An 18,701-nucleotide genomic window follows, 5' to 3' on the forward strand; every position below is an offset into this window, starting at 1 on the left:
CATTAAGAGAGGCGGAGCCAGCGTGCCTTGAAAATTTGCCGGGCTGCTAAACCCGATCACTGAACATTCAGCGACCGGACCACGATAGAACTCGACCCCAAAGCGCACAAGCCGGCGGATTCTGGCTTGGCTGTAGGCAATGGCGCAAGGATTTGTAGCCTTGAGACCGTGTCAGCAGGTGTCTTTTAAACAGCTTCGTTTAAATCGAAAAAATGCGCCGCATTCGATGGCCTTTTCGCGAGCAGGCTCGCTCCCACAGCGGCCGTATTCCAAATGTCCGATTGGGAATGCATTTCAAACGGTGGGAGCGAGCCTGCTCGCGAAGGGGTTAGCCCAATCAGCCGATAATCCCAAGTAAAACCGCTCTATTTCATTCCCTGGCAAAAGTTGGAAAGCTTCTTGCAATAGCCGCCCTGCGCCCGTTCGGGGCGTCAAAAGTTTGCTTTAAAGGAACGGGGAAAACCGGTGGATCGCACTCAGTTATTCAATACAGCACGCACCAACGTTGCCGACCTCAGTCGAGGCAATCTGGGCGTGCCGTTGTTGCTGCTGGTCATGCTGGCGATGATGATGTTGCCAGTACCGCCGTTCCTGCTCGACGTCTTCTTTACCTTCAACATCGCTCTGTCGATCGTCGTCCTGCTGGTCTGCGTGTATGCGCTGCGGCCGCTGGATTTCGCGGTGTTCCCGACCATTCTGCTGGTGGCGACGCTGCTGCGGCTGGCCTTGAACGTGGCGTCGACGCGGGTGGTGATGCTCCACGGTCAGGACGGCCACGCCGCTGCCGGTAAGGTGATTCAGGCCTTCGGTGAGGTGGTGATCGGCGGTAACTACGTGGTCGGTATCGTGGTCTTCGCGATCCTCATGATCATCAACTTCGTCGTGGTGACCAAGGGTGCCGGGCGGATTTCCGAGGTGAGCGCGCGTTTCACCCTCGATGCGATGCCCGGCAAACAAATGGCGATCGACGCCGACCTCAACGCCGGTCTGATCGACCAGAATCAAGCCAAGTCGCGCCGTCAGGAAGTCGCCCAGGAGGCGGAGTTCTACGGTTCGATGGACGGTGCGAGCAAGTTCGTCCGCGGTGACGCCATCGCCGGCCTGCTGATTCTGTTCATCAACCTCATCGGCGGTATGGCGGTCGGTATCTTCCAGCACGGCATGAGCTTCGGCGATGCCGGCAAGGTTTACGCTTTGTTGACTATCGGTGACGGTTTGGTGGCGCAATTGCCATCACTGTTGTTATCGACAGCGGCGGCGATCATGGTGACCCGTGCCTCCGGCTCGGAAGACATGGGCAAGCAGATCAACCGCCAGATGTTCGCCTCGCCGAAAGCGCTGGCCGTGGCCGCTGGTTTGATGGCGGTGATGGGCCTGGTGCCGGGCATGCCGCACTTCTCCTTCCTGAGCATGGCGGCGCTGGCCGCAGGCGGCGCGTACCTGTTCTGGAAAAAGCAGAATGTCGCCAAGGTCGTGGCGCTGGAAGAGGTCAAGCGTCAGCAGGAACTGCTGCCGTCGCCGGCCCGCGCCATGGAAACCAAGGAGCTGGGCTGGGACGACGTGACGCCGATCGACATGATCGGCCTGGAAGTCGGCTATCGCCTGATCCCGTTGGTGGACCGCAATCAGGGTGGGCAATTGCTTGCGCGGATCAAGGGCGTGCGCAAGAAGCTCTCGCAGGATCTGGGCTTCCTGATGCCGACCGTGCACATCCGCGACAACCTCGATCTGGCGCCGAGCGCGTATCGCTTGACGCTGATGGGCGTGATCCTCGCCGAGGCCGAGATCTACCCGGATCGCGAACTGGCGATCAACCCCGGCCAGGTGTACGGCTCGCTCAACGGTATCAACGCCAAAGATCCGGCTTTCGGCCTGGAGGCGGTGTGGATCGAAATCAGCCAGCGCGCCCAGGCGCAATCGCTCGGCTACACCGTGGTCGACGCCAGCACCGTGGTCGCCACGCACTTGAACCAGATTCTGTACAAGCACTCCAGTGAGCTGATCGGCCACGAGGAAGTGCAGCAACTCATGCAATTGCTGGCCAAGAGCTCGCCGAAACTGGCGGAAGAGCTGGTGCCGGGCGTGGTTTCGCTGTCGCAGTTGCTCAAAGTTCTGCAAGCGCTGCTCGCTGAGCACGTGCCGGTGCGTGACATCCGCAGCATCGCCGAGGCGATCGCGAACAACGCTGCCAAGAGTCAAGATACCGCCGCGCTGGTCGCCGCTGTGCGGGTCGGCGTATCCCGTGCAATCGTCCAAAGCATTGTAGGCACTGAGTCCGAGCTGCCTGTAATCACATTGGAACCAAGGTTGGAACAGATATTGCTCAACAGTCTGCAGAAGGCAGGACAAGGCTCGGAAGAGGGCGTTCTGCTGGAGCCGAGCATGGCCGAGAAGCTGCAGCGTTCGTTGATCGAAGCGGCCCAGCGTCAGGAAATGCAAGGCCAACCGGTGATCCTGCTGGTGGCAGGCCCGATTCGCGCGATGCTCTCGCGCTTCGGTCGCCTCGCAGTGCCAGGCCTGCATGTACTGGCCTACCAGGAAGTACCGGACAACAAGCAAGTGACCATCGTTGCGACAGTAGGGCCCAACGGCTGAGGTAGTGGTTTATGCAAGTTAAGCGTTTTTTCGCCGCCGATATGCGTCAGGCCATGAAGCTGGTTCGCGATGAGCTGGGCGCTGATGCCGCCATCATCGGCAACCGCCGCATTGCCGGCGGCGTCGAGTTGACGGCGGCTCTGGATTACAAATTGTCGGCGCTGGCGCCACGGGTTCCGAACATGGAACTCGAAGACGAGCTGCGCAAGACCCAGTCGCGCATCGTCACCGCCCAGGCCGAGCTGAGCCTGCGTGGCGAAGCCGACGGCAACACCAATCAGCAATTGTTTGCCGGGCTGCCATTGACCGCAGGCCTGCCGCTGACCGCTGCCGAGCCGCTGAGCGAGCCGACCTACGCCGCACCGACGCGTCCGGCCGCAGCACCTGCGCAGGCCTCGGCGGGTGTCGATCCGCGTGCGCTGGATTCGATGCGTTTTGAATTGAACAGCCTGCGCGAGCTGATGGAAGTTCAGCTCGGCACCCTGGCCTGGAATCAGCTGCAAGGCAGCCGTCCGGCCCAGGCCAATCTGTATCGCCGTCTGCAGCGCATCGGCCTGTCCGGCCCGCTGTCGCGCGATCTGCTGGCGATGATCACCGATATCGAAGAACCCCGTCAGGCCTGGCGCATGCTGCTGGCGCACCTGGCGCGGATGATTGCCGTACCGGAAGTCGAGCCGCTGGAAGAGGGCGGTGTGATTGCCATGGTCGGCCCCGCCGGCATGGGCAAGACCACCACGCTGGCCAAGCTCGCCGCGCGTTACGTGCTCAAGTACGGCGCGCAGAACGTTGCACTGGTGAGCATGGACAGCTTCCGCATCGGCGCGCAGGAACAACTGAAAACCCTCGGGCGCATCCTCAACGTGCCGGTGACGCACGTCGATCCGGGCCAGTCGCTGGTGCAGGCATTGGATCCACTGCTACGCAAACGCGTGGTTTTGATCGATACTGCCGGGCTGCAAGCCAGTGATCCGGCGTTGCGCATGCAGCTTGAGAGCCTGGCCGGGCGTGGCATTCGCTCAAAAAATTATCTGGTCCTGGCAACCACCAGCCAGAAACAGGTTCTAACCGCCGCTTATCACAGTTACAAGCGTTGCGGGCTGGCCGGCTGCATCCTGACTAAACTGGATGAAACGGCCAGTCTCGGCGAAGTGTTGAGCCTGGCGATCAGTCATGAATTGCCGGTCGCGTATCTGACCGATGGCCCACGGATTCCGGATGATTTGCATCTGCCGCGTCGTCATCAGCTGGTCAGCCGCGCCGTCAGCGTGCAAATGCAGGAAGAACCCAGCGAAGAAGCCATGGCTGACATGTTCGCTGATATCTATCACAGCCCGACCAAGCAGGTTGGCTGAGGTAATCATGAACAGTTTTTGTACCTACATCGATGGTCTGCCACGCATTGTTCCGATCAGGAACGCGCAGCCAGTAATGTGGCCTCCGTCTATGCAAGACAAGGTAAAGAAATAACATGGGCAGCATGCATCCCGTACAGGTGATCGCGGTGACCGGCGGCAAAGGTGGCGTCGGCAAGACTAACGTGTCAGTGAACTTGTCGCTGGCGCTGGCAGAGCTTGGCCGTCGGGTCATGCTGCTGGACGCCGACCTGGGCCTGGCTAACGTCGACGTTCTGCTGGGGCTGACACCCAAGCGCACACTGGCCGACGTCATCGAAGGCCGTTGCGAACTGCGCGACGTGCTGTTGCAAGGCCCGGGCGGGATTCGCATCGTGCCGGCGGCCTCCGGCACGCAGAGCATGGTGCACCTGAGCCCGGCGCAACACGCCGGCCTGATCCAGGCGTTCAGCGACATCGGCGACAATCTCGACGTGCTGGTGATCGACACCGCTGCGGGTATTGGTGACTCGGTAGTCAGTTTCGTTCGTGCCGCCCAGGAAGTGTTGCTGGTGGTCTGCGACGAGCCGACTTCGATCACCGACGCTTACGCGCTGATCAAGTTGCTCAACCGCGACTACGGCATGAACCGCTTCCGCGTGCTGGCCAACATGGCGCAGAGCCCGCAGGAAGGGCGCAACCTGTTCGCCAAGTTGACCAAGGTCACGGATCGCTTCCTCGACGTCGCCCTACAATACGTCGGCGCCGTGCCGTACGACGAAAGCGTGCGCAAGGCAGTGCAGAAGCAGCGCGCCGTCTACGAAGCCTTTCCCCGTTCCAAGTGCGCGCTGGCCTTCAAGGCCATCGCCCAGAAGGTCGACACCTGGCCGCTGCCGGCCAACCCGCGCGGGCATCTGGAATTTTTCGTCGAGCGTCTCGTGCAGCAAACCGCAGGGCCTGTGATATGACCGCCAGTGGCATGAATCTTTACAAAAAGTCGGCGCGTGACGCGCAATACGAATTGATCGAGCGCTACGCGCCGCTGGTCAAGCGCATTGCCTATCACTTGCTGGCGCGCCTGCCGGCCAGCGTGCAGGTCGAAGACCTGATCCAGGCCGGGATGATCGGTTTGCTCGAAGTCTCGACCAAATACGACGCCAGCAAAGGCGCCAGTTTCGAAACGTACGCGGGCATTCGAATCCGCGGCGCGATGCTCGATGAAGTGCGCAAAGGGGATTGGGCGCCACGCTCGGTTCACCGTAATACCAGGATGGTCAGCGACGCGATTCGCTCGATTGAAGCTAAAACCGGCCGTGACGCTAAAGATCACGAGGTTGCGGCCGAACTCCAATTGAGTCTCGACGATTACTACGGGATTCTGAATGACACCTTGGGCAGTCGCCTGTTCAGTTTCGACGACCTGTTGCAGGACGGCGAACACGAAGGGCTGCACGAGGATGGCGCGAGTGCTCATATGGAGCCGTCACGCGATCTGGAAGATGAACGCTTCCAGGCGGCGCTGGCGGACGCGATTGCCAATTTGCCGGAGCGTGAGCGACTGGTGTTGGCGCTGTACTACGACGAAGAGCTGAACCTCAAGGAAATCGGTGAAGTCCTTGGCGTCAGTGAATCGCGGGTCAGCCAGTTACACAGCCAGTGCGCGGCCCGTCTGCGGGGGCGTTTGGGGGAGTGGCGAGCGCGCTGAAGGCAGTGTGGGGACACTGCGAAACGAGGCTGGTGCGGTGATGAACGGCGCCGGTCTCGATCCGTTGTGCTCCAGACAAACTTTAAGTGCTGCGCCGATTGATTGAAGTGGCGCGTCCAGGTGCTGGGCGCGTTTAAGACTGCTTGGAGGTCGAATTGAACAAAGACATGAAAATCCTCATCGTTGATGACTTCTCAACGATGCGGCGGATCATCAAGAACCTGCTGCGCGATCTTGGGTTCACCAACACCGTCGAGGCCGACGATGGCACCACTGCCATTCCGGTGCTCAACAGCGGCAGCATCGACTTTCTGGTAACGGACTGGAACATGCCGGGCATGACCGGTATCGACCTGCTGCGTCACGTGCGCGCCGATGAAAAACTCAAGCACCTCCCGGTGTTGATGGTGACTGCTGAAGCCAAGCGCGAGCAGATCATCGAGGCCGCCCAGGCCGGTGTGAACGGTTACGTGGTCAAACCTTTCACGGCTCAAGCGTTGAAAGACAAAATCGAGAAGATTTTCGAACGCATCGGCTGATGAATGCGCGGGGGAGCTATGGAGCATAACGAATCATCACAGGGCGATTTCGAATCGACCCTGAAAAAACACGCGGTCGAACTGGTCGAGAGCCTTGAAAAAGGCAAGTTCGGCGACGCGGTGCAACTGATCCATGAGCTCAATCAGACCCGTGACCGCGGCCTGTATCAGGAAGTGGGCAAGCTCACACGTGAACTGCACAGTGCGATCGTCAATTTCCAGATCGATCCGCACATGCCGCAGGCCGAGGAAGTGTCGCAAATCACCGACGCCACCGAACGCCTGGGCTATGTGGTCAAGCTGACGGAAGCCGCGGCCAACCGCACCATGGATCTGGTGGAAAGCGCCACACCGGTGGTCAACAGTCTGGCTGATGAAGCGCAGACGTTGAGCGCCGATTGGGGCCGCTTCATGCGTCGCGAGGTCGGGGCTGAAGAGTTCCGCGAACTGGCGCGCCGGGTCGACGGTTTTCTGTCACGCAGCAGCACGGACAACCGTGCGGTGTCGAGCAACCTCAACGACATCCTGCTGGCTCAGGATTACCAGGACCTCACAGGTCAAGTGATCAAGCGTGTGACCCAACTGGTCACCGAAGTCGAAAGCAATCTGCTCAAACTCGTGCTCATGGCCAGTCAGGTCGACCGCTTTGCGGGCATCGAACATGACCGCGCCGCAATGCTTGCTGAAAAAGATCCACAAAAACATCTCTCGCAGGGTGAAGGTCCGCAGATTCATGCCGATAAACGAGAAGACGTTGTGTCCGGTCAGGACGATGTGGACGATTTGTTATCCAGCCTTGGATTCTAGAGTTTCGGAATTCGGGTTTTTTGGGTTTTTAGACCTGTAGGAGCACCCCATTAATGAGCTTCGGCGCCGATGAAGAGATCCTTCAGGATTTCCTGGTTGAGGCCGGCGAGATTCTTGAGCAACTGTCCGAACAACTGGTCGAGCTGGAAAGCCGCCCGGATGATGCAGATCTGCTCAATGCAATTTTTCGCGGTTTCCACACTGTAAAAGGGGGCGCCGGCTTCCTTCAGCTCAATGAGCTGGTGGAGTGCTGTCACATCGCCGAAAACGTGTTCGACATCCTGCGCAAGGGTGAGCGTCGCGTTGATGCAGAACTGATGGACGTGGTGCTCGAAGCACTGGACGCGGTGAACAGCATGTTCAGCGAAGTCCGTGAACGTGCACCGATCACCGCTGCCACGCCGGAACTGCTGGCCGCGCTGGCGCGTCTGGCCGAACCGCAATCGGCGGATGAAGCCGTTGCCGCGCCAGTGGAAGTGGTGGAAGAACCGGTCGCCGAAAGCGCATCGGACGACATCACCGATAACGAATTCGAACAACTGCTGGACTCGCTGAATGCCGTCAAGGCCCAGGCCGAGGCCCCGGCCGCTGCCGTGGCGCCCGCGCAGGTTGCCGACACGGCGGCCAGCGATGAAATCACCGACGCCGAATTTGAATCGCTGCTCGATCAACTGCATGGCAAAGGCCAGTTTGCTGTGGATGCGGTCGCTCCGGCGGCACCAGCAGCGCCGGCTGCTCCGGCCGCGCCTGCTGCGGGCGACAGCTCGGACATCACCGACGACGAATTCGAAGCCTTGCTCGATCAGTTGCACGGCAAGGGCAACTTCGCCGTTGACGCGCTGGAATCGGCCATCGCTTCGGCGCCGGCAGCACCTGCTGCACCGGCAGCCGCTGCGGCCGGCAGTGACCTGATCAGCGATCACGAATTCGAATCGCTGCTCGACGAATTGCACGGCAAAGGCAAGTTTGACGCCAGCGCTGCGACTGCCGGCTCTGCGTCGAGCGTCGCCACGCCAGCGGCGAAAGCTCCGGCTGCCGCTGCTGCGCCGAAACCTGCCGCCAAGCCTGAACCGAAAGCTGAGGCGCCGAAACCGGCCGCTGCTGCTGCACCGGCTCCGGCCCGTGCCCCAGCCGCTGCACCGGTGGAAAAACCGGCCAGCGAAGCGGAAACCACTGTGCGCGTCGATACCGCGCGGCTCGACGAGATCATGAACATGGTCGGCGAGCTGGTGCTGGTGCGTAACCGTCTGGTGCGCCTGGGCCTTAACAGCGGCGACGAAGCCATGTCCAAGGCCGTGTCGAACCTCGACGTGGTCACCGCTGACCTGCAGACCGCCGTGATGAAAACGCGGATGCAGCCGATCAAGAAGGTCTTCGGGCGCTTCCCGCGTCTGGTTCGCGACCTCGCACGTCAGCTCAAGAAAGAAATCAACCTGGAACTGGTGGGTGAAGAAACCGACCTCGACAAAAACCTTGTCGAGGCTCTGGCCGACCCGCTGGTCCACTTGGTGCGCAACGCCGTTGACCATGGCATCGAATCGCCGGAAGAACGCGAAGCATCGGGCAAGGCTCGTGGCGGTCGCGTGGTGCTGGCGGCCGAGCAGGAAGGCGACCATATCCTGCTGTCGATCTCCGACGATGGCAAAGGCATGGACCCGAACGTCCTGCGTTCGATCGCGGTAAAACGCGGTGTGATGGACAAGGACGCGGCCGATCGCCTGAGCGATACCGAGTGCTACAACCTGATCTTCGCCCCGGGTTTCTCGACCAAGACCGAGATCTCCGACGTGTCCGGCCGTGGTGTCGGCATGGACGTGGTGAAGACCAAGATTTCCCAGCTCAACGGTTCGATCAACATCTACTCGACCAAGGGCCAGGGCTCGAAGATCGTCATCAAGGTGCCTTTGACCCTGGCGATCATGCCGACGCTGATGGTCATGCTCGGCAATCAGGCGTTCGCGTTCCCGCTGGTCAACGTCAACGAAATCTTCCACCTCGACCTGTCGACCACCAACGTCGTCGACGGTCAGGAAGTGGTGATCGTGCGCGACAAGGCGCTGCCATTGTTCTACCTCAAGCGCTGGCTGGTCAGCTCCGCTGCTCACGAAGAGCAGCGCGAAGGCCATGTGGTGATTCTTTCGGTGGGCACACAGCGGATCGGCTTCGTCGTCGATCAACTGGTCGGCCAGGAAGAAGTGGTCATCAAGCCATTGGGCAAAATGCTCCAGGGAACTCCGGGCATGTCCGGCGCCACCATCACCGGTGACGGCCGCATTGCGCTGATTCTCGATGTTCCAAGCATGCTCAAGCGTTACGCCACAAAGCGTATTTGAATCCGGGGCGGCGGCGCGTTGACGCGCCGCTGCACCTAATGGAGTGTTTATGGCAGTCAAAGTCCTGGTGGTGGACGATTCGGGTTTTTTCCGCCGCCGCGTCTCGGAAATTCTTTCGGCGGATCCGAGCATCCAGGTGGTCGGCACGGCCACCAACGGTAAAGAGGCGATCGATCAGGCCATGGCCCTCAAGCCTGACGTGATCACCATGGACTACGAGATGCCGATGATGGACGGCATCACGGCAGTGCGGCACATCATGCAGCGCTGCCCGACCCCGGTGTTGATGTTCTCCTCGCTGACCCACGAAGGCGCGCGGGTAACCCTCGATGCGCTGGACGCCGGCGCGGTGGATTTCCTGCCGAAGAATTTCGAAGACATCTCGCGCAACCCCGAGAAGGTCAAGCAACTGCTGTGCGAGAAAGTCCACAGCATCTCGCGCAGCAATCGTCGTTTCAGTGCCTACAGCGCGCCGGCTCCCGCCGCTGCGCCAGCGCCGACGCCTGCTCCGGCAGCGTCGAGCTACGGCAGCCACACGAGCCACAGCAGCCCTGTCCCGGCACGTCCGGCGCCTGCGCCAGCGCCTGCTCGCGCATCCGCTGCCAGCGCTTCGTCGCCAGCACCGAAACGCAAAGCCTACAAACTGGTAGCCATCGGTACTTCGACTGGCGGCCCGGTTGCGCTGCAACGCGTACTGACGCAGTTGCCGGCGAACTTCCCGGCGCCGATCGTGTTGATCCAGCACATGCCGGCGGCGTTCACCAAAGCGTTTGCCGAACGTCTCGACAAACTCTGCCGCATCAGCGTCAAGGAAGCCGAGGATGGCGACATCCTGCGTCCGGGCCTGGCGCTGCTGGCGCCGGGTGGCAAGCAGATGATGATCGACGGCCGTGGCGCGGTGAAGATTTTGCCGGGTGACGAACGTCTGAATTACAAGCCGTGCGTGGACATCACTTTCGGTTCTGCAGCCAAGTCCTACGGCGACAAAGTTCTGGCAGTGGTGCTGACCGGCATGGGCGCCGACGGCCGCGAAGGCGCGCGTCTGCTCAAGCAGGGCGGCAGTTCGGTGTGGGCGCAGGACGAAGCAAGCTGCGTGATCTACGGCATGCCGATGGCCATCGTCAAAGCCGATCTGGCTGACGCCGTGTACGGTCTGGACGACATCGGCAAGCACATCGTCGAGGCGTGTATCTGATGGATGTTCTCAGCCTTATCGGCCTCATCATGGCGTTCGTCGCCATCATCGGCGGCAACTACCTTGAAGGCGGTCACCTCGGCGCGCTGGCCAACGGCCCGGCGGCGCTGATCGTACTGGGCGGCACGGTCGGTGCTGCGCTGCTGCAATCGCCGATGAGCGCGTTCAAGCGCGCTATGCAGATTCTCGGCTGGATCTTCTTTCCGCCGCGTGTCGACCTGGCCGGCGGCATCGACCGCGTGGTCAATTGGAGCCTGACGGCGCGCAAGGAAGGCTTGCTTGGCCTCGAAGGCGTGGCCGACGCCGAACCTGACAGCTACTCGCGCAAAGGTCTGCAACTGCTGGTCGACGGCGCCGAGCCGGAGGCGATTCGCAGCATTCTCGAAGTGGATTTCTACACTCAGGAATCCCGCGATATCGAAGCGGCCAAAGTGTTCGAAAGCATGGGCGGCTACGCGCCGACCATCGGCATCATCGGTGCGGTGATGGGCCTGATTCACGTGATGGGCAACCTCGCTGATCCGTCGCAACTGGGTAACGGCATTGCCGTGGCGTTCGTCGCGACCATCTACGGCGTGGCCAGTGCCAACCTGATCCTCTTGCCGGTCGCGGCCAAGCTCAAGTCCATCGCGTTGCGGCAGTCGCGTTATCGCGAAATGTTGCTGGAAGGAATTCTGTCGATCGCCGAAGGTGAAAACCCTCGTTCCATTGAGTTGAAGCTGCAAGGCTTCATGGATTAAGGGAATAACCTCATGGCTCGTCGTCGCCACCAGGAAGAACACGTCAATCACGAGCGCTGGCTCGTGTCCTACGCGGATTTCATCACTTTGCTGTTCGCGTTTTTCGTGGTGATGTACTCGATCTCGTCGATCAACGAAGGCAAGTACAAAGTCATTTCCGAAGCGCTGATCGGCGTGTTTACCGACTCCGATCGCTCGCTCAAACCGATTCCGATCGGCGACGAACGACCGAAAACCGTGACCCCGGCCAAGCCGCTGGTCAAGGATGCCGAGCAGGTCGACGCCGGTATTTCCGGGGCCAGCGACCCGCTGAAAAGCATCGCCGATGACATCAGCGCCGCCTTCGGTGATTTGATCAGCTCCAACCAGATGACCGTGCGCGGCAACGAGTTGTGGGTCGAGATCGAGCTCAATTCCAGCCTGTTGTTTGGCAGCGGCGACGCCATGCCGAGCGACATCGCGTTCAACATCATCGACAAGGTCGCGGCGATCCTCAAACCGTTCGACAACCCGATCCACGTCGAAGGCTTCACCGACGATCAACCGATCCGCACCGCGCAGTACCCGACCAACTGGGAACTGTCCTCGGCGCGTTCGGCGAGCATCGTGCGCATGCTCGCCATGCAGGGCGTAAACCCTGGGCGACTGGCATCGGTAGGCTACGGCGAATTCCAGCCAGTGGCCAACAATGCCACGGTCGAAGGCCGGGCGAAGAACCGTCGAGTGGTGCTGGTGGTGTCGCGCAATCTCGATGTGCGCCGCAGCCTCACCGGCACCGGAACCGCCAATGCGCAACCGGATGCGGCGTTGAAGCGCGCTGGCACACAAACTGCACCGACCCCGGTCAAGACGCCGGGACGCGAGAGTGCCGTCAATTCTCCGTCGCCCGCATTAACACGCTGAAGCATGTCTCGGCCAATCAACCTGGCCGGGAGGAACGAACTGAATGAGAGTCTGGGCAGTCGCCAATCAAAAGGGTGGTGTCGGTAAAACCACATCCTCCATCGCTCTAGCCGGGTTGCTGGCCGAGGCGGGCAAGCGCGTGGTTGTGGTCGATCTCGATCCGCACGGCTCGATGACCAGCTATTTCGGCTACGACCCCGACAGCCTGGAACACAGCAACTACGACCTGTTTCTGCACAAGGGCAGCGTGCCGCACGGCCTGCCGGGGCAGTTGCTGTTGTCGACCAGCGACGAACGCATTTCCCTGCTGCCATCGAGCACCGCACTGGCCACCCTTGAGCGCCAGTCGCCGGGGCAGAGTAGCCTGGGTCTGGTGATCGCCAAGAGTCTGGCGCAACTGTGGCAGGACTTCGATTACGCGATCATCGACAGCCCGCCGTTGCTCGGTGTGCTGATGGTCAACGCCCTCGCCGCGAGCCAGCAACTGGTGATCCCGGTACAGACCGAGCACCTCGCCGTGAAAGGTCTGGAGCGCATGGTCAACACCCTGGCGATGATCAATCGTTCGCGCAAACAGCCGTTGCCGTTCAGCATCGTGCCGACGTTGTTCGACCGCCGCACGCAGGCGTCGATGGGCACCTTGCGCGTGCTGCGTGACAAATTCCCCGACGACATCTGGCACGGCTACATCCCGGTCGATACTCGTCTGCGCGACGCCAGCCGGGCGGGCGTCACGCCTTCGCAATTCGACGGCAAGAGCCGTGGCGTGCTGGCCTACCGCGCGCTGCTCAAGCACCTGCTCGCGCAGCAACTTGTTCCGCAGGTGGCCTGAGATGATTTCGATCTGTTTGCCCGAACCCTGTGGGAGCGAGCCTGCTCGCGAAGCAGACAACGCGGTTTCCCTGTCAGGCGCTGATCACCGATGAACCGCCCAGTGAAACTCACGTCACGTCCGCAACAGGCCTTGCAGTCCTATCTGGAAGACCTGCTGCTCGACTTGCCCGAGGACTTGCCTGCGCCGGTCGAAGCGCTGCCGCCAGTCGTCGAACCGGCGCAGCCTGATGTGGTGGAAAGCACCGAGGCCATGGACGAGTTCCAGGCCGCGGTGCTGGAAGAGCAGGCCCGTGACGCGCAGAAATCTGCCGGCCCGGTCGCCGCGCCCGCTGCTGCCCCGGTGGCCAAAGCACCGGTGGCGCTGATCGATGAACCGCGTGCGCCACTGTCGACACTGGCGCCGCTGCTGCAAACACAATTATTGACCGTGCCGGAACCCGAACCGGAGCCAGAACCCGCGCCGCAGATTGCTGAGCCGCAGGTGCTGGTCCCTCCGCTGGTCGAAGTGCACCTGCCGCCGAACAACCCGCCGCCACCGGTCGAGCCCGATGGCCGTCCGGCCTGGGCTGCCGAAGCCTTCGAATGCTTGTTGTTCGATGTTGCCGGGCTGACCCTGGCGGTGCCGCTGGTGTGCCTTGGCTCGATCTATTCGCTGGCCGGCCACGAGCTGACGCCGCTGTTTGGCCAGCCGGAGTGGTTCCTCGGCATTCTGCCGAGCCAGGCCGGCAATCTGAAAGTCTTGGACACCGCGCGTTGGGTCATGCCGGATCGTTACCGCGATGACTTCCGGCAGGGCCTGCAATACGTGATTTCGGTACAAGGTTACGAGTGGGGGCTGGCGGTGCATCAGGTCAGCCGCTCGTTGCGCCTGGACCCGAATGAAATCAAATGGAGAAGTCACCGGGGTCAGCGGCCATGGCTCGCCGGCACCGTGATCGAGCACATGTGTGCATTGCTTGACGTATCCGCACTGGCCGAGTTGATCGCCAGCGGCGGGGCAAAGCACTTGAGTGGCAACAAGCCGCTACATAAACCGACATAGCAGCCGACATAACAATCAGGCGATGGCATTTTCCAGTGCCACCACACAGAACACACACCGCCCGGGGCGGTTTTTTCGAGGGGTCAGGGTATGAGTAGTCAGGCGTCGAATGCAAAAGGTTCTGAAGATCCGATCCTGCAATGGGTGACCTTCAAACTGGATAACGAAACCTATGGCATCAACGTGATGCGCGTGCAGGAAGTGCTGCGCTACACCGAGATCGCGCCGGTACCGGGTGCACCGAGCTACGTGCTGGGCATCATCAACCTGCGCGGCAACGTGGTCACCGTGATCGACACCCGTCAGCGCTTCGGCCTGCACAGCGGCGAGATCAGCGACAACACCCGTATCGTCATCATCGAAGCCGACAAGCAAGTCGTCGGCATCATGGTCGACAGCGTCGCCGAAGTGGTTTACCTGCGTCAGTCGGAAATCGAAACCGCACCGAACGTCGGTAACGAAGAGTCGGCCAAGTTCATCCAGGGCGTGTGCAACAAGAACAACGAACTGCTGATTCTGGTCGAGCTGGACAAGATGATGAGCGAAGAAGAATGGTCGGAACTGGAGAGCATCTGATTTGATTCTCGAGGTTGCGGTAATTGTTCTGTTCCTGTTCTGGGCCGGCACGCTGGCGATGTTCGTCTCGTACATCAAGGCGCAGCGAGTGATCGCTGCACAGCAGGCCCAGGGTGATGCGCTGCGTGATCAGCGCATCAAGGAACTGGCCAAACGCGTCGACGATTACCAGAACGGCAACGTGCGCATGGGCGAGGCCCTGCACGAGTTGCGCGCGGTGGTAAGCCCGTTGCCGGACAAGATCGTTGCCCTGGAACAACGCGACCCGTCGAGCCTGTCATTCGCCCAGGCGGCGAAACTGGTAGGCATGGGCGCCAGCGTCGATGAACTGACTCAGTCGTGCGGGTTGACCCAGGCTGAAGCGGAGTTGATGCGCAAGTTGCACAAGGGCAGCTAGGAGCTTCAGGCTTCGAGCGGCGAATGCTGCGATTTTTTGCTTTCAGGATTGAGATCGTTCCCACGCTCTGCGTGGGAACGCATCCTGGGACGCTCCGCGTTCCGCCTGTGAAATGTGACGCGGAGCGTCACGGGCGGCATTCCCACGCGGAGCGTGGGAACGATCAAATCAAAAGCGCTATTCGCGAGCAGGCTCGCTCCCACATTTGATCACGGTCGAATGTGGGAGCGAGCCTGCTCGCGAAGGCGTCTTTGAAACCTCAATAATCATTCCCGCGTGCGGTGATGTCCTTCTCGACCATCGGCGCGTTCGGGTCCTGTCCCTCGGGGAATTTGCCTTTCAGGTTCCAGGCAAACGCGATGATCTCGGCGATGGTGCGATAGAGCTCTTCGGGGATGCTGTCGCCCAGTTCCATCCGCGCCAGCAGGCGCACCAGTTCAGGGTTCTCGTAGATCGGCACTTCGTAATCGCGGGCAATGCGTAGGATCTCTTCGGCCAGTTCTTCGTCGCCCTTGGCGGTGAGGGTCGGGGCGTGGTTGCCGTCGTATTTGAGGGCGATGGCCTGGCGTGGAGCAGTGGAATCGTTCATGCGGTTTCGTCGACCCAGCGGTGTTCGAGGCGGGTTTGGTTGCCTTGCGGCGGCGTGCCGTGGTGGCAGTCGAGGTCGCCGACGTTGAGCCCGGAATCGAGCAGGCGCTGGCGCAAGGCAAACAGATTGTTCTCGATCAGATCGGCGGTGTACGGCCGCTCGGCCCACAGCTGACTGGACAGGCTGCCGGCGATCAGTTGCGCCTGAATCTGCATCGGCCCGAGCGGTTCCAGATCGAAGGCCAGATCGACGCGCCACAACTGCTGTTTGGCTTCGCGCTCATCGCGGCGTTCGTGTGGCTGCGGCTCGCGCTCCGGCGCTTCTTCACGCTGGAACTTGACCTGCAACGGCACGATGTCTTGCAAATTGCGCATGGGGATTTCCAGCTGCCAGGTGCTGAGCAGGCGGCCATCGTCGGTGACGCCGGTCTGTTCCAGGCTCGACAGCTGATGGCTTTGCAGACGCGACACCGCAGCGGCGGCGAGGCGCAGCAGTTGTTCGAGATCACCTTCGCCTTCGAGTTTCGCCAGCAGTCGTTCGGGCAACGGGAAGCTGCTGGGCACCGGTTTGGCGCTGACCTGGCCGAGGGTGCCGAGGGCGTTCCGGACGAAACTCGGCAGCGCTTGCGCCAGGGTATTGGCGGCGATGATCGCATTGAAATTGGTGTTGCTCGGCAGGCCCGGAGTCAGTTGCGCGATCAGCTTGAGCAGGTCGGCTTTCATGTCCGGGGCGAGAGTCGGGTTTTGTCCGCCGAGCAATTTCGCTTCGAGGAACGCGCCGCTGTTGGCCAAGGCCAGCGCCACGCCTTTGGCGGTGCTCATTTGCTGCAGGTCCGGCAGGCTGGCAAGCAACTTGTCGACCACCGCGCGCAGATCGGCCGAAGTCTGATCGCTGGATGGCGGCAGGCTCTGCAACAACTTCAGCAAGCCATCGAGCGAGCCCTGACGATTTTGCTGACCGAGCAATTGCTGACTGACCGCCAGTTGCTCCTGACGGCTGCTCAGCGGCACGAATTTGAGGGTCTGCGCATCCTGCACCTGCGCCGACAACAGGGTGCCGATGCGCAGCGGTTGCGGGCTGTCGACGGTCAAAGTGCTGCCGCTCAATGCGGTGTTGAGCAGGGTGACCATCGAGCGAAATACCGCCGCTTGCCCCGGCGTCTGCGGCAGTGCCTGCGAGGTCACGACTTTGCCTTGCAGCAAGGTGCCGGCGGGCAACTGCGCGGTATCGATGCGGGTCAGGGTGGCGACGCTGCTGGCAATCGCTTGTTGCACGGTGATCGCCAGATTACCGGCCGATGGCTGAGTGATTGCCAGGTTGGTGCCCTGTGGCAACGGCAGGTTGCTGCTGGCCTGCACGGTGGTCTGACGGCCGCTGTCGAGGGTGACTTTGAGCAGCAATTCAAAGGTCTGATCGGCCTGCTTGAGCGACAACACCTCAGCCTTGGCGCTTTGCCCCGCGCCGATCAAGCCCTCGACCGGCGTCAGCAGCTTGAGCAGTTCACCCATCTGCGGGCGAGCGCTCGCCGGCACGGTGGGCGGCAGCGGGAGGATGTTCATTTCGCCTGTCATACGCGGACACAACCTGAGGAAATTGCGCTCTTGAGAGTAAGGCACGGCATGTATAATGCCGCGCGTCGTGCGCTTCGTTCAAAAAACCTGGCAATTGTTTGATCCAGCTCGCCAGTTCGAGCGATCAAAGCATCTATGCTGCATCTCTTTAACGGCCGCTCCAGAGCCGACTTGAACCGTATAAGGCCCGTGATCTCTTGACCAGTCCTGTCCTGCAAACCGTTGCCCTGGCGTGTGAACGCGATCTGCGGCTGCTTTTCGAAAACCTCGAATTGCGCCTGGCCAGTGGCGACATGGTGCAGATCAGCGGCCCCAACGGCAGCGGCAAGACCAGTCTTTTACGTCTGCTCGCCGGTTTGATGCAACCCACCGACGGCCAGGTGCTGCTCAACGGTCAGCCGCTGGCCGAGCAACGCAGCGAACTGGCGCGAAACCTGTTGTGGATCGGCCACGCCGCCGGGATCAAGGATCTGCTCACTCCCGAAGAAAACCTGTCGTGGCTGTGCGCCTTGCATCATCCCGCCGAACGCGAGGCGATCTGGCAGGCGCTGGCAGCAGTAGGATTGCGCGGTTTCGAAGACGTTCCCTGCCACAGCCTTTCCGCCGGCCAACAGCGTCGTGTGGCGCTGGCGCGGTTGTATCTGGACAGCCCGCCGTTGTGGATTCTCGACGAACCTTTCACTGCGCTGGACAAGCAGGGCGTCGCTCAGTTGGAAGAGCATCTGGCCGGCCATTGCGAACGCGGCGGCCTGGTGGTGCTGACCACCCACCACACCCTGAGCCGCATGCCGGCCGGTTATCGCGACATCGATCTGGGGAAATGGGCGGTATGAGTGTCTTCGGCCTGCTGCTTGCCCGCGAATCGCGACTGCTGTTCCGCCGCCCGGCGGAGCTGGCCAACCCGCTGATTTTCTTTGCCATCGTCATTGCCCTTTTCCCGCTGGCCGTCGGCCCGGAAACTCAAGTCTTGCAAAACCTGTCCCCGGGGTTAGTCTGGGTGGCGGCGTTGTTGTCGGTCCTGCTGTCGCTGGACGGATTGTTTCGCAGTGACTTCGAAGACGGCTCGCTGGAACAGTGGGTCCTTTCGTCGCACCCGCTGCCGCTTCTGGTCCTGGCCAAGGTGCTGGCACACTGGCTGTTCTCTGGTCTGGCACTGGTGCTGCTGTCGCCGTTGCTGGCGTTGATGCTCGGTTTGCCGGCCGCGTGCCTGCCGGTGCTGCTGCTGTCGTTGCTGTTGGGCACGCCGGTGTTGAGCCTGCTCGGTGCAGTCGGCGCGGCGCTGACGGTCGGTCTGAAGCGCGGCGGCCTGTTGCTGGCGCTGCTGATTCTGCCGTTGTACATCCCGGTGTTGATCCTTGGCAGCGGCGCGTTGCAAGCGGCGCTGCAAGGCATGCCGGCGACCGGATACCTGTTGTGGATGGCCAGCCTCACAGCGCTGGCGATCACCCTGACACCCTTTGCAATAGCCGCTGGCCTGAAGATCAGCGTCGGCGAATAATAATGAGGCCTGGTCAAAAATTGACCACTTCTATCAGAAGAAAGGC

At 61.3% G+C, this 18,701-nt stretch carries 18 protein-coding genes; 16 read left to right on the plus strand and 2 right to left on the minus strand.

The features are described 5' to 3' along the window. The first annotated feature begins 465 nt into the window (after positions 1-465). From flhA to V8J63_RS05425, 14 genes are all read left to right on the plus strand, one after another. Positions 466-2,595 carry a flagellar biosynthesis protein FlhA gene (gene flhA / locus V8J63_RS05360; RefSeq protein WP_016771062.1) on the plus strand — a complete coding sequence of 710 codons (2,130 nt, stop codon included), beginning with the start codon at positions 466-468 and terminating at the stop codon, positions 2,593-2,595. 11 nt (positions 2,596-2,606) lie between these two features. Continuing rightward, a complete protein-coding gene (flhF, locus tag V8J63_RS05365; protein ID WP_024012117.1) occupies positions 2,607-3,947 on the plus strand; it encodes a flagellar biosynthesis protein FlhF in 1,341 nt (446 codons plus the stop codon). Positions 3,948-4,063: 116 nt separating this feature from the next. Beyond that, positions 4,064-4,894, plus strand: a complete 831-nt coding sequence (fleN, locus tag V8J63_RS05370) for a flagellar synthesis regulator FleN (protein WP_016771060.1) — start codon at positions 4,064-4,066, stop codon at positions 4,892-4,894. Next, complete coding sequence (fliA, locus tag V8J63_RS05375) at positions 4,891-5,631, plus strand: RNA polymerase sigma factor FliA (RefSeq protein ID WP_016771059.1); 741 nt, start codon at positions 4,891-4,893, stop codon at positions 5,629-5,631. Before fleN ends, fliA begins: the two co-directional genes overlap by 4 nt. A gap of 167 nt (positions 5,632-5,798) precedes the next feature. Further along, positions 5,799-6,170 (plus strand): chemotaxis response regulator CheY, encoded by a 372-nt coding sequence (locus tag V8J63_RS05380; RefSeq protein ID WP_024012118.1) that lies wholly within the window; start codon positions 5,799-5,801, stop codon positions 6,168-6,170. Between the two features lie 18 nt (positions 6,171-6,188). Beyond that, positions 6,189-6,977 carry a protein phosphatase CheZ gene (locus V8J63_RS05385; RefSeq protein WP_016771058.1) on the plus strand — a complete coding sequence of 263 codons (789 nt, stop codon included), beginning with the start codon at positions 6,189-6,191 and terminating at the stop codon, positions 6,975-6,977. Between the two features lie 53 nt (positions 6,978-7,030). Next, a complete protein-coding gene (locus tag V8J63_RS05390) occupies positions 7,031-9,310 on the plus strand; it encodes a chemotaxis protein CheA (RefSeq protein ID WP_336463723.1) in 2,280 nt (759 codons plus the stop codon). Positions 9,311-9,359: 49 nt separating this feature from the next. Continuing rightward, positions 9,360-10,505, plus strand: coding sequence for a protein-glutamate methylesterase/protein-glutamine glutaminase (locus tag V8J63_RS05395; protein WP_056783833.1), 1,146 nt, complete (start codon positions 9,360-9,362; stop codon positions 10,503-10,505). Further along, positions 10,505-11,245 carry a flagellar motor protein gene (locus V8J63_RS05400; protein ID WP_016771055.1) on the plus strand — a complete coding sequence of 247 codons (741 nt, stop codon included), beginning with the start codon at positions 10,505-10,507 and terminating at the stop codon, positions 11,243-11,245. The genes V8J63_RS05395 and V8J63_RS05400 overlap by 1 nt, the downstream gene beginning before the upstream one ends. A gap of 12 nt (positions 11,246-11,257) precedes the next feature. Further along, positions 11,258-12,148, plus strand: coding sequence for a flagellar motor protein MotD (gene motD, locus V8J63_RS05405; RefSeq protein WP_016771054.1), 891 nt, complete (start codon positions 11,258-11,260; stop codon positions 12,146-12,148). 43 nt (positions 12,149-12,191) lie between these two features. Beyond that, positions 12,192-12,980, plus strand: coding sequence for a ParA family protein (locus V8J63_RS05410; protein WP_336463725.1), 789 nt, complete (start codon positions 12,192-12,194; stop codon positions 12,978-12,980). A gap of 90 nt (positions 12,981-13,070) precedes the next feature. Beyond that, a complete protein-coding gene (locus V8J63_RS05415) occupies positions 13,071-14,024 on the plus strand; it encodes a CheW domain-containing protein (RefSeq protein ID WP_130902402.1) in 954 nt (317 codons plus the stop codon). 90 nt (positions 14,025-14,114) lie between these two features. Further along, on the plus strand, positions 14,115-14,600 hold the full coding sequence (locus tag V8J63_RS05420) for a chemotaxis protein CheW (RefSeq protein WP_016771050.1): 486 nt from the start codon (positions 14,115-14,117) through the stop codon (positions 14,598-14,600). Position 14,601: 1 nt separating this feature from the next. Beyond that, positions 14,602-14,997 carry a DUF2802 domain-containing protein gene (locus tag V8J63_RS05425; RefSeq protein WP_016771049.1) on the plus strand — a complete coding sequence of 132 codons (396 nt, stop codon included), beginning with the start codon at positions 14,602-14,604 and terminating at the stop codon, positions 14,995-14,997. A gap of 259 nt (positions 14,998-15,256) precedes the next feature. Here the strand turns inward: V8J63_RS05425 and V8J63_RS05430 are convergent, their stop codons facing one another. Then, positions 15,257-15,586, minus strand: coding sequence for an EscU/YscU/HrcU family type III secretion system export apparatus switch protein (locus V8J63_RS05430; RefSeq protein ID WP_076566625.1), 330 nt, complete (start codon positions 15,584-15,586; stop codon positions 15,257-15,259). After that, the gene (fliK, locus tag V8J63_RS05435) at positions 15,583-17,157 is read right to left on the minus strand and encodes a flagellar hook-length control protein FliK (RefSeq protein WP_016770587.1); all 1,575 of its coding nucleotides are present in this window, start codon (positions 17,155-17,157) and stop codon (positions 15,583-15,585) included. The genes V8J63_RS05430 and fliK overlap by 4 nt, the downstream gene beginning before the upstream one ends. 197 nt (positions 17,158-17,354) lie before the next feature. Here fliK and ccmA point away from each other — a divergent pair, with 197 nt between their 5' ends. Next, positions 17,355-17,990, plus strand: a complete 636-nt coding sequence (gene ccmA, locus V8J63_RS05440; protein WP_041479623.1) for a cytochrome c biogenesis heme-transporting ATPase CcmA — start codon at positions 17,355-17,357, stop codon at positions 17,988-17,990. After that, entirely contained in the window at positions 17,987-18,655 is a 669-nt protein-coding gene (ccmB, locus tag V8J63_RS05445) for a heme exporter protein CcmB (protein WP_039763615.1), read from the plus strand. Before ccmA ends, ccmB begins: the two co-directional genes overlap by 4 nt. Positions 18,656-18,701 lie beyond the last annotated feature (46 nt).

The sequence above is a fragment of the Pseudomonas sp. CCNWLW23 genome (assembly GCF_037095675.1).
GTDB classification, from domain to species: Bacteria; Pseudomonadota; Gammaproteobacteria; order Pseudomonadales; family Pseudomonadaceae; genus Aquipseudomonas; species Aquipseudomonas atacamensis.

Coding starts and splice junctions, on each gene's coding strand:
- V8J63_RS05420 (WP_016771050.1), top strand. CDS start 14,115: ATGAGTAGTCAGGCGTCGAATGCAAAAGGTTCTGAAGATCCGATCCTG.
- V8J63_RS05430 (WP_076566625.1), bottom strand. CDS start 15,586: ATGAACGATTCCACTGCTCCACGCCAGGCCATCGCCCTCAAATACGAC.
- fliK (WP_016770587.1), bottom strand. CDS start 17,157: ATGACAGGCGAAATGAACATCCTCCCGCTGCCGCCCACCGTGCCGGCG.
- V8J63_RS05415 (WP_130902402.1), top strand. CDS start 13,071: ATGAACCGCCCAGTGAAACTCACGTCACGTCCGCAACAGGCCTTGCAG.
- fliA (WP_016771059.1), top strand. CDS start 4,891: ATGACCGCCAGTGGCATGAATCTTTACAAAAAGTCGGCGCGTGACGCG.
- V8J63_RS05410 (WP_336463725.1), top strand. CDS start 12,192: ATGAGAGTCTGGGCAGTCGCCAATCAAAAGGGTGGTGTCGGTAAAACC.
- motD (WP_016771054.1), top strand. CDS start 11,258: ATGGCTCGTCGTCGCCACCAGGAAGAACACGTCAATCACGAGCGCTGG.
- V8J63_RS05395 (WP_056783833.1), top strand. CDS start 9,360: ATGGCAGTCAAAGTCCTGGTGGTGGACGATTCGGGTTTTTTCCGCCGC.
- V8J63_RS05385 (WP_016771058.1), top strand. CDS start 6,189: ATGGAGCATAACGAATCATCACAGGGCGATTTCGAATCGACCCTGAAA.
- ccmB (WP_039763615.1), top strand. CDS start 17,987: ATGAGTGTCTTCGGCCTGCTGCTTGCCCGCGAATCGCGACTGCTGTTC.
- V8J63_RS05390 (WP_336463723.1), top strand. CDS start 7,031: ATGAGCTTCGGCGCCGATGAAGAGATCCTTCAGGATTTCCTGGTTGAG.
- fleN (WP_016771060.1), top strand. CDS start 4,064: ATGGGCAGCATGCATCCCGTACAGGTGATCGCGGTGACCGGCGGCAAA.
- V8J63_RS05400 (WP_016771055.1), top strand. CDS start 10,505: ATGGATGTTCTCAGCCTTATCGGCCTCATCATGGCGTTCGTCGCCATC.
- flhF (WP_024012117.1), top strand. CDS start 2,607: ATGCAAGTTAAGCGTTTTTTCGCCGCCGATATGCGTCAGGCCATGAAG.
- V8J63_RS05380 (WP_024012118.1), top strand. CDS start 5,799: ATGAAAATCCTCATCGTTGATGACTTCTCAACGATGCGGCGGATCATC.